Here is a 13,066-nt window from a genome sequence, read left to right as displayed (position 1 = left end):
AACCGCTGTTCGGCTATCCCACGGGGAGCAAGTGGTCCTCCCCCAGCCGAGCAGACAGCTCCTGGGCCACTTCGATGACCTTGCGGGCCAGCTTGTCTATTTCGCCTTCGACCACGCGCACCGAAGGTCCGTCGATCCCAATGCAGCCAACCGGCGCGCCACCGGCGCCGTAGTAAACGGGAACGGAGATACAGCGGACCCCGGAATGGTTTTCCTCGTCGTCGAGCGCGTAGCCGCGCTCCAAAATCTCGGAAAGGTGCAGTTGTAAAATATTAGGATTGGTAATAGTCCGTGCGGTGCGGGCAGGCAGTTCCGCCGGGATCGTCGCGAGCCCGAGTGCCAGCAGGCACTTGCCCGCGGAGGTGCAGTGCAACGGAACCCGGCGCCCGGTGCCCGCGACGACCCGCAACGGCTGTCCTGTTTCCACGTCATCGATGACGAGTGCGGTTGCGCCGGACGCAACTGCGGCGTGAGCGCACTCGCCGGTCTCGTCGACGAGCCGGACCAGGTAGGGGTGCGCCAGCTCGGTCAGCCGGCGCTGGTTCATGTTCAGCCCGGAGCTCACCTCGACGGCGGGCCCGAGCCGGAAACCGCGCTTGCCGCCGTAGTTCGGGATTGCATAACCCCTGGCCACAAGCGTCTGCATGAGGCGAGACGCGGTGCTCTTGTGGATGTCGAGCTCGAGCGCGACCTGCTGAATCGCAAGCCCTTCCTCACGCCGAATCGGGTCCGACTCGACCTCGATGAGCAGGTCCAGAATCCTGAGCCCGCGCTCCAGTGCGCCCACGCTACTCATGGCGAGGAGCATATAGCGCAACTTGTGGGTACACAATGGCGCGTTATACGCAACAAACCGATTCTGTGCGCATGTCGCAACAGGAAGATGTGAAAGATCTTGTCTGGCGCATCAAACGCCGCGAATAGCGGCTCCCAGAGCCTTGCCGGGCAGATCGGGCGGCCTGTACCGTCGGATCACTCACTGAAACCTGCGTACTGTTGACCGCAACCCAGTCCCCGTTGTCCCACGTCTGGGAGGACCGAGCTCGATGAGAGTTGGTATCGCTGGAACAGGTCGTATCGGAGCCGGTCATGCCATGGTGCTGGCCGCTCACGATGACGTCACCGAACTCGTAGTATTCGACGAAGACCGCGATCGAGCGTCCGCGGTCGCGGCCAAGGCCAACGGAGTCGTCGCGGCGAGCCTGAACGAGTTGTTCGACGCGAATCTCGATGGCCTTGTTATTTCGACAGCCACCTCAGCACACGCCGAACTCATCGAGGCGGCGGTCAAAGCAGGCGTCCCGGCTTTTTGTGAGAAGCCCGTAGCGATCGACGCGGAACGCACGAAACAAGTACTGGAATTGGTGTCGGCGAACGACGTGCCGGTTCAGGTCGGCTTCCAGCGTCGCTTCGACAAGGGCTACGCGGCAGGTCGAGAGGCCCTGCGAAACGGCGAACTCGGGGACCTCAGGCGACTTCACCTGATCAGCGGCGACCCCGCGCCCCCGCCGGAGTCGTTCATCGTCACGTCCGGCGGCATTGCTCGCGACCTGCACATCCACGACTTCGACATTCTCCGGTGGGTCACCGGCCGAGAGGTGGTCGAGGTGTACTCGATCGGCGCGAACCGCGGCGCGGACTACTTCGCCAAGGCTCACGACCCCGACGAGTCGGTGGGCACTCTGCTGCTGGATGACGGGACGCTCGTGACGTTCCAGGGTTCGCGTTACAACGGCGCGGGTTACGACATCAGGATGGAGATCATCGGCACCGAGGCAAACCATGTCGTCGGTCTGACGGACCGTACGCCGATCCGCTCCGCCGAACCGGGTGTCGAGTTCCCCGCCGGACCCGCCTGGACCTTGTTCTGGGACCGGTTCGAACCCGCCTACGCCGAGGAATTGCGTACCTTCATCGATGTCGCGGCAGGACGTTGCGAAAACCCGTGCACCGTCGAAGACGCACTCCAGGCCTCATACATCGCTGAAGCGGTCGAGTTGTCGCGACGTGAGCATCGCCCGGTCCGGATCCAGGAGGTCGCTGCCCTGTGAACCGTGCTCCCATCGCCGAACGCGTTGCCGGCGCCCCCGCGTCGTGGGGCATCTGCGAAGTCCCGGGTTGGGGTCATCAAATCGCGGCGAGTCGTGTGTTGTCCGAGATGCGCGAGGCGGGCCTGAGCTATACCGAACTCGGTCCGGTCGGCTTCATTCCAGGCACACCGGCTGACCAGCGGGACATGCTCGCGTCGTTCGACCTGCGTGCTCTCGGCTCTTTCAACCCGATCGTCCTGCACGCGAAGCCGGAGACGATCGAGCCGGTTGTGGAGGGGATCCTCGACGCATTCGACACCTTGGGCGCGAAAGTCATGGTCATCGCGGCCGACTCCGGTCTCACCGGCTACGACGTCCGTCCCGCGCTCGATGACGACGAATGGAAGCAGCTGATCGAAAACCTCGAACGCATCACCGCGCGAGCGGCGGAGCGTGGGGTACAGGCGTGCCTCCATCCGCACGTCGGCACCACGGTCGAAACGCGCTCGGAGGTGTACCGGTTCCTGGATGACTGCGAGGTGCCGCTGTGCATCGATGCGGGTCACCTCCTGGTCGGGGGCACCGATCCGGTCGAACTCGTGCACGCCGCGGCAGACCGGATCGTCCACGTCCATCTCAAGGACGTCGACTTGGCGCTGATGGACAGCGTCCGGTCGTCGGAGCGCACCTACACCGAAGCCGTGCGCGACGGGATGTACCGGGTACTCGGCGAGGGCGGCATCGATCTACGGGAGATCGTGCGGTTCCTGGAGTCGCGGGGCTATTCGGGTTGGTACGTCCCGGAGCAGGACCGGGTCCTCGCCGCCGAGCCGGGTGAGGACGGGCCTCTGGCGGACATCCGCGCGAGTGTGGAGTTTCTGCGGTCCCTCGGATAGTTCTCGTGGTGGGCCAGGGCTTCTCGCGCCCTGGCCCACCGTCTTCTTCAGACCGGCTGGACCTCACCGGTCTCGCGCTGGCGCCGGAAGGTGGTCAGCAGCTGCCGGACCGTCGGAAGCTCGTAGCCGATCGCCGCGGCTGTCGCCCGCGCGTCCAAGCTGGTGTCGTAGGGCACGGGCGCCGGCGGCACCCCTCCCGCTTCCGGCGGCCCGCTGCGCAACAGACCTGCGTCGAGCTCGAACACCTCTGCCGCGAGCTTCGCGAGTTCCATCCGAGTGACGGATTCCCCGCCGACGCAGTGGAAAGTGCCGTACGCCCCGGCCTGTGCGAGCCGGAGCATCATCGCCGCGCTCTCGCTGGCGAGGCTCGGCGTGGCCCGTACGTTGATCGCTTCGCTCTCCCACACCGTGAACGGCTTGCCCGCACTCAACGCGTCGACGAGGGCAGCGACGAAGAACCCGAAGCCCGCATCCTGTGTCCGCGGTCCCTCCGCTCGCGCCCAGTGCATCCCGTTCACACCGGCGATCCGGGCGACGATCGGCTTGTGCGCCCGCTCGAGCGTGACCAGCTCACCCGCGACCTTGAGCAGCCCGTAGTAGTTGACCGGGTTCGGTGGCGTGCTCTCGGTCGCTCCCGCTTGCGTGCCGTCGAAAACCCAGTCGGTTGACACGAAGACGATGGGCACGTCGAGCTCGTTCGCCGCGTCGGCCACGGCCCGCGTCGCCTCCACATAGGAGTCCCAGGCGAGCTGCCGGTCGGCGTAGATCCCGGACAGATCGTTGAAGATCGCGGAGTGAACGATGAGATCGGGAGCCTGCTCCACGATGCCCTTACGCGCGGCGTCCCGGTCAAGCAAGTCGATCTGGGAAAAGCTGCCGGGCAGTGCCCGCTCCGGCGGCTTCCTGCCGCCCACGACCACGTCCAGTCCGAAAAACTCGCCGTAAAGCTTCGCGATATTCGAGCCAACGAAGCCCGTTCCGCCGGTGACATAAACCTTCATAGGCACTCCAGCCGTGTAGGACACAGATGTAATGGCGGATCTAATTGGGAGTACCCAACACACTATTTGACTCGTGCCACCGGCACAACTAAAAACTCACGACACGCCGCTCGCGGTGGGACCGCTGAGCTGCGGCAACCGCACGCTCGGCGGCCAGCCCTTCCCGGCCTGGGCAGGGATTCCCTCGCTTCTCGGCTACCACGTCCAAGAACGCGCTCAGCTGATCCGTAAACGCCTGGCGGAAACGTTGCCGATAATCGACGAAGCGATCGGCGCCGAGCACGAGGGCGCCTTTCGAGCCGAGAATCTCCGCACGCATTTGGTATCCACCGCAATCGTGGCGGCTACCACTGATGGACACCGGAAGCCCGTCGTCCATGCGGAGTACGATCGCCGTCGTATCGACGTCGCGCAGCTCACCCAGGTAGTGGTATTCGGTGCGCACTCCCGCTACGGCGAAGACGTCCTGAATCTCCCTGCCACTCAACCAGCGGGCAAGGTCGAAGTCGTGAACGTGCAGGTCGCAGAACATCCCGCCGTTGGTAGCGGCGAATCGCGGCGCGGGAGGTGTCCGGTCGTGCGACACCAGCCTGATCGAGTACAGCTCCCCCAGCGCGCCTTGCGCCACCTTCTCTCTGGCGCGCACGAGTTCGGCGTCGAATCGTCGTTGAAGTCCCACCTGCAGTTGGACGCCGGCGTCTTCCGAGGCGCGCACGATCGCCTGACTGTCCGCCAAGTTGGTCGCGATCGGCTTCTCGCACAGGATCGGCACGCCGAGCTTGAGCGCTGCCCAAAGCTGAGCCGCGTGGCTCGTACTCGTACTGGCGACGACGACGGCACCGGGTCCTGCGTCGAGCATCTCTTCGACACTGCCTGCGGCGTCGGCGCCGACCTGAACCGCGAACTCCTTGGCGCTCCGTCCGCGCGCGCTCCCTATGCCGACCCACTCCACGCGCGCGTCCCGTCTGAGCCCCTCAATACGGAAGCGCGCCAGCGTGCCGGTCCCGAGCACGACAACCCTCACCATCGTGCCCGGCTCACAACTCGCGCGCCGGCCCGGGATCGGCCCACTCCGAGCGCTGCCGGAGAAGCCATGCCGCCAGCTCCTGCACACCGATCAATGAGTGATTCTCCGCCCAGCCACAATGCACCGGATCCGCAAGCGGCACCGAAGTGGCGGCGCCGATCGACGCGAGCACGCCGGCGATGAGCTCTGCCATTTGCTCGTAGTCGTCGATCATCGCGGCGATGTAGAAGCCGGTCTGGCACCCCATGGGCGCGATGTTGATGACGTCCTCGCGGGTCGCACGCAGCGTGTCCCCCAGGAAGTGCTCGAACGAGTGCACCACCGGCATGGACACCTGAGCGACGTTCGGCTGTGACAGGCGCAGCTGCCACAGGTAAACCTCGTCGCCCGAAGAGGTCTTCTTCCGCTCCGTGATCCGCAGGTACGGCGGGACAACGAAGCGGTGGTCAAGGTCAGCCATCTGCTCTCTCCTCTTCTTCGGGCGCGTCTACCCGAGGCTCCGGCCGCCCAGCGCTCGCATCCTGCGCACCGCGGTGTCGATCTCTTTTGGCGTGATGTCGTTGACAAACGTCACGCTGCCGATGGACTTGGGCAGCGGCACGAGCTGCTTCCCGTCCCGATGGCGGATCGACTCCTCGAAGCCGGCCGCAAGCACCTCCGGCTCTCCGAAAATCGAGTCCCACATCGGCAGTTCGAGCTGGTCAAGCACCCCGATGATGCGGTCGACCTCGTCGGCGGTCAGCAGATCGCGAGCGTGCGCGATGAAGACACTCATCAACATGTCCAGCGCGACGGCCTCGCCGTGGAGGAGCCACTGTCTCCGCCGCCATGGCAGCAGGTCTTTCGAGCGCTGAAGCGCCACCATCTCAACCTTGGGTGACCAGGTGTGCCCGAAGTATGTGGCGCGTGCGAGGTCGTCTTCCCAGAGGTTGTTGTGGAGTTCGCTCAGCATGCCTCCGATCGCCGCTTCGATGATCCCGTTGGCGGCCTGCTCGCCGACTGCGGTGCTGCACGTGAACTTTTCGTCGAGGACGGTCCGCCCATGCTTCTCAAGCAGCTCGAACAACTGCCCATCACACACGATCGCGAGTTTCAAGATCTCCGCAAGCCCGTCGGAAATCCGACGTCGGTCTTGGGTCGCTAGAAAGCTCTTGTCAGCGATAACAAGTCGCGCCGGCCTGTAGGTACCGAGGCGGTTTTTGAACCCGTTGTGATCACACCCGGTCTTCGCCCCCACCGTCGCGTCGACCAGCGCCACGAGGGTGGTCCCGTACACGATCCGCTCAATACCGCGGCGGTAGATACTTGCGGCCATCCCAACGACATCGTTCAGGACGCCGCCCCCGAACACGATGACAGGCTCACTTCGCCGGGAAACCCCGAAGTCATCGAGCTCCTGACACACCCGAAACACGGTTCGCATCGTCTTCGTGGCCTCTCCCCCCGGGAGGACCACAAGCTTGTACTCAATCCCGTGACGGTCGAGAAACTCGCAAACCTGCGCACCATAAATGCGGATAACCTGGCTATCCACTACAACAACACGTCGCAACGACGTACTTCTGCTGCGGCCTAAAATATCAAGAGCACTGTTTGACGCTAGATCGAACGTGGCGTCAAGGACACGGTCCAGCGAGCGTACGGCATATCGGACAACCTGCTGCGAATCAATCGACCATTGTCCTGTAGCTGGCATCGTTAAGGCCATGGAGCAATCCGTCTCCTGCGTAGGCTTCGGTCCCACAGGGCCTGTCGAATTTCAAACAGGACATCTCTCACCTGTGCTGGCTCCATCATCGACATCACACGGGGCCAACGACAAAGAGGCAGGTTCTACCAGCATGGATTGCCGCGAGCAGGGACCTTGGGACCCCCAGCCGGCTGACGCCGGCCCGGAGCCCCCGACCACAACTCGCGATGTCAAAGACGCCGACATCGGCAGCCGGGCGTGCACTAAAGATACACGCGCCATGACAGGTGCCGCGGTCGATCGCCAGGCGATCACCGAAGGCCCGACGAGCACCCGTTCATCCGTCGGCCGGGTCCATCCCGGCACTCCGGCTACTGTAGATCGCCAAAACCTGTTCCCAACGAATCACCCCAACGCGCGAAGACCACTTTTCCCACATCTGCGCCAATTCCTCGACTATCCACGAATTTTCGGCCGCCAAGTCGCACGACTCGGCCCGATCGCTGAGGATATCGTACAACTCCCACGCGGCCGGATACTCCCGGACGATTTTCCAGTTTCCCAAACGGAGCGCCCCGTTCCCGACATGCTCCCAGAACAATGGAACGTCATCGACCACCTGGCCGCGCAGAGCATTAAGCATGCTCCTTCCCTCCAGTGGCAACGCAGAACCATCGGAGCCAGCGGAGAATTCCTCCACACCTGCCATTTCGAGAAGCGTCGGCATCACGTCGACAAGTTGGAACGCGTTACGCACAACGGATCCGTCTGACAATCCACCGTTGGGCCAATTCACGATAAATGGGGCCGCTATCCCACCCTCGTGTACCCATCGCTTGTACAGCCGGAAAGGAGTGTTCGACAGATTAGCCCAAGCCCGACCATAACTGGCATACGTGTTCTCAGCCCCCGGCCAGATCTCGACCTTGTTCCCGAACCATATGTCCTTTCCTTCGCGCGTCGAAGTCGGCGCATACTCACTTCTCTTCATGAAGTCATCGCCACCGACATCGCGCAGCAACTCTTCAGCGGACGCGCCGTTATCTGAGAGGAATACGAAGACTGTATTGTCCAGCCGATTCGTCTTTCTCAACGTTTCGATTATCGTACCTATACCCCTGTCCATTCGCTCAACCTGGGCTGCGTATACCGACATGCGCCGCGCTTCCCAGTCCTTCGCCTCAGCCGCCTCCCACGGCGGCTGAGAAGGATCTCGCGGACTCAACTGTGAATCGCGTCCCAGGATTCCTTCGCGTTTCAGCGATGCTAACCGTTTCTCCCGCAGCTCATCCCAGCCGGAGTCATAGGCGCCCACATACCGTTGGATGTCGGACTCCGGAGCGTGAAGGGGCCAATGTGGGGCAGTGTAGGCGACATATAGGAAAAACGGCACGGTAGGCGAGTCACTGTCACACGCCTCGATAAACGACGATGCTTCCTCACTAATCGCGTCCGTATAATAGAAGTCGGCCTCCCCGAATTCCGCACTCGCGTCCGCCTCGCCCCGTTTCAGCGTTGCAGGTTGATAATAAGATCCACAGCCAGAGAGCGTGCCGAAGAAGTGCTCAAATCCACGACGTGTAGGCCAGGAATCATTAGGCACAGAAGTATCGGCCGACAAGTGCCATTTCCCCACCATCCCGGTCCTATAGCCGGCGTTGCGCAGAACTTCAGCGATCGTGACACAACGATCATTGAGCGAACCCGGGTAGCCCTCCGGCGAGTCGTCGTTGGTCAAGATTCCCACGCCGGTCTGATGTGGGTGGAGGCCAGTGAGCAAAGACGCTCTCGAAGGACTGCACCGAGCCGTGTTGTAGAAGTCGCTCAGCCGCACCCCTCCGCGCCCCAATAAGTCAAGGTTCGGCGTCCCTATCTCGCCTCCGTAACAGCCAAGATCGGAGTACCCTAAATCGTCCGCTAAGACTAGAACGACGTTCGGCGGTAGCATACAATTTCCACTCTCTGCGACGATTCACGATACAGGAGGATGAAATTTACACGTTGCATAATCGACGAAGAATCACGCGCGGCGAAAAGAACATACATTGCTAAGCGGACAATCGGTATTACCATCAATAATTGGTTGTTCGCGCGAGCGTTGGGCTAAATAAATGTCAAGAAGTGACAACGACATACGAATCGAAGATCTAGGTTCACCGATACCGACCGAAGCCCATATGCATGCACAAAGGATCGCACGTACGGAGCCGATACGACTCACAGCTGCCGCAGTGCTCGATTCGGCAATAAATGAATGTGGAGGACTTCGACCTCGCACTTTGGACTTCACGTCCAGACTAGAAGAGTGGTTGACGAGTATCGCCGAAGAACCACAACGTTCTGCATTGGGAAAAAAGATCATGTTCCAACATGCAGTTCGCTTCTGCACGCAGAGACTGCTACTCGAGGAACTTCTTCACGTTCACCCCGAAATTAACGATATCGAGATCAAGTCACCTCTCATAATACTTGGCCTACCCCGATCAGGCAGCACACATCTCGTAAATTTAATTGCTCGCGATTCGAAATTTAGATCTCTCTCGAGATGGGAATGTGAGGAACCGCTACCCAACCACCACGAATTAGCCGTGACCGGAACGGACAACAGAAGACAACGTTGTATACAACAGCTTGAGTATCGACGATCCCTTCTACCTCACTTAGCCGCCATGAAGCCATATGATGCGGATGATACAGCAGAAGAGTTCTGGTTACAAGGTTTAGACTTCGGAGGTTATGTCCTCGACTGCATGTCATTGCTCCGCCCCTGGAAATCACAGGGGAAAGACAGAGACCAGACGCAACATTATGAATTTATGAAAACAGTTTTGAAGGCGCTTCAATGGCAGCGAGGGCCCGAAAGGTGGATACTTAAAACACCAGATCATGCGGGGCAGATAAGGGCTCTAACCACGGTGTTCCCAGACGCAACTGTCGTCGTAACGCATCGAGACCCTATGGCTTCGCTCCAATCGGTCGCAACCTTAAGCGCCTACAGAGCACGCCTGGAGTACACGTCGTTCGATCTCAAAGATACCGTTCACTACTGGGCTGCCGTTCTTCAAAACTGGCTAGATTCGGTAATGTGTCACGGTGACCTAATAGACAAGCAAAGGCGCGTCGACGTAACTTTCGAAGAGCTGACCGCGAATCATAGATCAGTAGTCGAGCGAATCTATTCGGTAGCAGATATCAATATGACTTCAGCGGCAGAGTGGCAACTCGAGTCATTTGCAAGAAGACACGGCCGCGGCGTTCGCGGACGGATGATTTACAACCTTGCGGAAGACTTCGACGTAGATATACGAGTCATTGCAGATCGCTTTGCGTCATACTTACGGTCATTCCCAATCGCGCGGGAAATGTCTTAACTTGTCACCGCATTGTAGTGAGCACAAGTGATTCAGGCGCACGAGTCGCTCTACCCCCACGGCACAGTCTCGAGGCTCTGGACAAGCGGGGACCGTGTCCCGTGGGGTGGCGGTGTTGGTCCGGTCCGCGGAGGTCTCTGCGCTTTAGATCATGCCGTGATGAGTTCTGTTGCGGCTACCGTTGCGGTGGGCATGGTGGTGAGCTGGGCCATGGTGTTATCACCGCGGTGGCCCGGTCGGTGGTCTGCCATTCGTCCTGAGCCTAAATGAGAACCGCGCCGGCCGGGCGGAGCAGGGCTTCGGAGTTGAGGAAGAGCCCGACGACATGGGTGCCGCGGTTGACCTCTTTGTTCAGCGGCTCCAGTGGGTTGGCGGACCGGATCCTCGTCCTGTGAATGGGGAAGTCGGCGAACGCGAGCAGGTCGGATGTGGCATTGCGAAGCATGGTATCGACCTTTGCCGGTTGCCCCGAGCATCGCGGCGACCACGTCGAGCTGCGCACGGACTATGTCGGCCTTCGTCCGGGGAAGGCCGTGCGGGTCGCCGCCGCGACCATCTCCGCGGAGCCCTTGGGGACGACCTGGCCAAGTACGTGCGCCCGGCAGCGCGGCCACGCCACGCCACGCTGGACAACGGAAATAGCCTGTGTCAGCTCGGTGTGGACGTCGGAGACGACCAGTTGCACCCCGCCGAGACCGGCGGCCCTGAGGCTGCGCAGACACGTGCCCCAGGACGCGCCGTCCTCGGGGCACCGACAGTGAGGCCGAGGGACCTCACGGCGCAGATTCGGCAGACCTCGGTCTTGGAAAGACCGGTATCGGCCCCCATGCCTTGACCAGGTCGTCGACCTCGCGAGTAGACACACAGTGCAGGTAGGCCTCCATCACGACCGCGAACAGCGCCTGACCCGCCCGTCGCCGGCGCTCCAACAACGGCGGGAAGAACGATCCGTTGCGCAGTTCTGGATCTGCAGCTCCAGGTCCCCGGCCGTACTGGGTCAAGGCGCGGGTGCGGTGCCCGTTGCGCTGGGCGGTGCGGCCCTCCGTGCGCTCGTGCAGGGCGGCGCCGCTCGTCTCGGTCAGCTGGGCCTCGAGAAACGCTCGCTGGATCGTCTCCTCATCCTGACGGACATGATCACTAACATCGGCGACCTTTCAGTGCATCAAGAACTTCGAGCAGGGCAGACTGCTCCAAGGCCATGGTGAAGCGCCTATCTAACAGATTCCTTGGCGGGTTCCTGTAGAGACTCACGCGATGGGCCCTTCCGCGTGCTCAGCCACGCCGAACCGACACAGGACGTATGCCACCGTGCCCCACGTAACTGCTCTGCCGTCAACCCGTCCGCGCCGCAGCATTAATGAGTTACTGCGGCTTTGATACAGCCCTCCGGCATCGTCATACGTTCCTGGTTGCGATCGCAACGCCAGACAGGGGACGGGCGCGACGGTTATCGGGCCCGTCCCCACGAGACGAGTACGCCTACATGCCTCGCCATCTTCGCCCAGACATGGCCCGCTTTATCGCGGGATACAAGCACGGGCAATCAATGATTGCGGACACCTGCGCGCACTCCGCTATCGAATATCACCCGCGTTCGCGACGAACAATTTCTTTGCCATTGCTATCCTCAACTGCGCTGAGCTCAGGTCGCACTAATAACAAGACTAGCTTCTCGTGAACCAATCCGTAGCAATTGGTATAAGCGCATTCGAACTGAATGATACGCCACCTATAGCCTTGCTTGCATACCAAATCTTATCACTGGCGAACAGTGGCATAAGATACGCCTGTTCCGTGATCCGCGTCGTCATCTGTTTCCAGACGTTGCTCGGATCACCCGAAATCGATCCTGACTTGAACATGTCCGCGAGTATTGGGTCTGTTGCACCACCTGGATGCAGCACAGAATTCGCCGCAAAGAACGTTGGATACGTGATGAACATCGGAAGGCTATCACCCGGCAAGCCCGTGGCGGAAAATTCCTTTGACCGAAGCTTCTGAAGCCAATCGGAATTATCTTTCGCTTCGACAATGTCTAATGTAATTCCCACAGCTTGCAGATACTTAGCGACGGCATGCATCACCGGTACACCCAACGTCCCCCACTGCGCCGACGTCAGCACCTTTAAAGTAAAACCATTTTGATAGCCGGCAGCCGATAGAAGCGATTTTGCTTTCACCGGATCATAGGTGTAATAGTCATTATACTGCGGTTCAGCGCCGTCACTGGTCATGTGCACGGAGGCCGCGCTTCCATAGCCGCCAATCAGTGCGGACATTATCGATTTTCTGTCCACCGCATAATTAAGTGCCTGACGAACGCGTACATCAGCCAGCGCTGGCGATAATTTCCCGTCGACATCCATAAAAACGAGTTCAGCTGTACCGCCTGGCTTATTGAAGACGGACAGCCCGTCGTTTGCGGCAACGGCCGCTGTACTCGGGTCGCCTGTGGCCACCTGGACCTGTCCAGATGCCGCCGCCTGCAACATCGAGTTGGCGTTGCCAATTACCCGCGCGACGATTTTCTGATACCGAATTTTCGTTTGATCATAGTAGTACTGATTTGGCACGTAAGTATAGTGATCACCGGCTACTGTCTCGGAGGGAACTAAGACATACGGCCCTGCACCGAAGCTCTCCTCCAATAATGACGCAGGGTTCGCCACCGCCTTATCTGACGCCAGGGCGCCCCAAGTCCATTGGTCGGAGAGGAGTTCCGGCAAAATTGGATTTTGATCCGACAGCGATATATGCACCTTATCATTCGCAATCGCTTGGATCGAACTAATTTTGATCCAGTTGGCGTTCGGCCCCTTCGCGCCACTATAGTAATCAAGCCATTTCTTCACGGAGTCAGCAGTCACTGGCGTGCCGTCAGAGAAACGTGCATCATCTCTGAGCGTGAGCTCGAACTCTTTATTCCCTTGCCCGATGTATTGCCATGATTTAGCGAGCGCAGGACCTACTGAGCCATCCTGATTCTCGTGCGTCAACGCTTCATATGATAGAGCGCGTATCGCAGTCTGTGGTCCGTTACCGTCTCGCGCG

General features: G+C 60.5%; 11 protein-coding genes and 1 pseudogene. 3 read left to right on the top strand and 9 right to left on the bottom strand.

Annotated features, from left to right (window positions below; all coding sequences use genetic code 11):
• Positions 1–13: 13 nt before the first annotated feature.
• Entirely contained in the window at positions 14–796 is a 783-nt protein-coding gene (locus HFP15_RS19255) for an IclR family transcriptional regulator (RefSeq protein WP_168517554.1), read from the bottom strand.
• Between the two features lie 250 nt (positions 797–1,046).
• Here HFP15_RS19255 and HFP15_RS19250 point away from each other — a divergent pair, with 250 nt between their 5' ends.
• Positions 1,047–2,051: a Gfo/Idh/MocA family protein gene (locus HFP15_RS19250; RefSeq protein ID WP_168517552.1), complete on the top strand. Its 1,005-nt coding sequence runs from the start codon at positions 1,047–1,049 to the stop codon at positions 2,049–2,051.
• Between the two features lie 107 nt (positions 2,052–2,158).
• Complete coding sequence (locus tag HFP15_RS19245) at positions 2,159–2,926, top strand: sugar phosphate isomerase/epimerase family protein (protein ID WP_168517704.1); 768 nt, start codon at positions 2,159–2,161, stop codon at positions 2,924–2,926.
• 47 nt (positions 2,927–2,973) lie between these two features.
• Here the strand turns inward: HFP15_RS19245 and HFP15_RS19240 are convergent, their stop codons facing one another.
• The 5 genes from HFP15_RS19240 to HFP15_RS19220 all read right to left on the bottom strand — a co-directional run bounded on the left by HFP15_RS19240 (position 2,974) and on the right by HFP15_RS19220 (position 8,592).
• Positions 2,974–3,927, bottom strand: coding sequence for an SDR family oxidoreductase (locus HFP15_RS19240; protein ID WP_168517549.1), 954 nt, complete (start codon positions 3,925–3,927; stop codon positions 2,974–2,976).
• An 88-nt stretch (positions 3,928–4,015) separates the two neighbouring features.
• Positions 4,016–4,954 (bottom strand): Gfo/Idh/MocA family protein, encoded by a 939-nt coding sequence (locus tag HFP15_RS19235; protein ID WP_210717516.1) that lies wholly within the window; start codon positions 4,952–4,954, stop codon positions 4,016–4,018.
• 10 nt (positions 4,955–4,964) lie between these two features.
• Positions 4,965–5,414: an S-ribosylhomocysteine lyase gene (locus HFP15_RS19230; protein ID WP_168517545.1), complete on the bottom strand. Its 450-nt coding sequence runs from the start codon at positions 5,412–5,414 to the stop codon at positions 4,965–4,967.
• A 27-nt stretch (positions 5,415–5,441) separates the two neighbouring features.
• On the bottom strand, positions 5,442–6,488 hold the full coding sequence (locus HFP15_RS19225; protein WP_168517543.1) for a sedoheptulose 7-phosphate cyclase: 1,047 nt from the start codon (positions 6,486–6,488) through the stop codon (positions 5,442–5,444).
• Between the two features lie 493 nt (positions 6,489–6,981).
• On the bottom strand, positions 6,982–8,592 hold the full coding sequence (locus HFP15_RS19220) for an arylsulfatase (RefSeq protein ID WP_168517541.1): 1,611 nt from the start codon (positions 8,590–8,592) through the stop codon (positions 6,982–6,984).
• A gap of 163 nt (positions 8,593–8,755) precedes the next feature.
• On the opposite strand from HFP15_RS19220, the gene HFP15_RS19215 reads away from it, so the two are divergent.
• Complete coding sequence (locus HFP15_RS19215; protein WP_312871646.1) at positions 8,756–10,015, top strand: sulfotransferase family protein; 1,260 nt, start codon at positions 8,756–8,758, stop codon at positions 10,013–10,015.
• A 262-nt stretch (positions 10,016–10,277) separates the two neighbouring features.
• On the opposite strand, the pseudogene HFP15_RS42875 reads toward HFP15_RS19215, so the two are convergent.
• The 3 genes and pseudogenes from HFP15_RS42875 to HFP15_RS19205 form a co-directional block, all read right to left on the bottom strand.
• A pseudogene (locus HFP15_RS42875) lies at positions 10,278–10,880 on the bottom strand (transposase).
• Positions 10,789–11,124, bottom strand: a complete 336-nt coding sequence (locus HFP15_RS42870; protein WP_312871653.1) for a transposase — start codon at positions 11,122–11,124, stop codon at positions 10,789–10,791. The pseudogene HFP15_RS42875 and the gene HFP15_RS42870 overlap by 92 nt, the downstream one beginning before the upstream one ends.
• A gap of 555 nt (positions 11,125–11,679) precedes the next feature.
• Positions 11,680–13,011, bottom strand: a complete 1,332-nt coding sequence (locus HFP15_RS19205; RefSeq protein ID WP_168517537.1) for an ABC transporter substrate-binding protein — start codon at positions 13,009–13,011, stop codon at positions 11,680–11,682.
• Positions 13,012–13,066: the final 55 nt, after the last annotated feature.

It is taken from the genome of Amycolatopsis acididurans (genome assembly GCF_012328925.1).
In the GTDB taxonomy this organism is placed as follows: Bacteria; Actinomycetota; Actinomycetes; order Mycobacteriales; family Pseudonocardiaceae; genus Amycolatopsis_E; species Amycolatopsis_E acididurans.
Note: the sequence above shows the minus strand (reverse complement) of the source record. Positions and strands in the feature narration are given on the sequence as shown.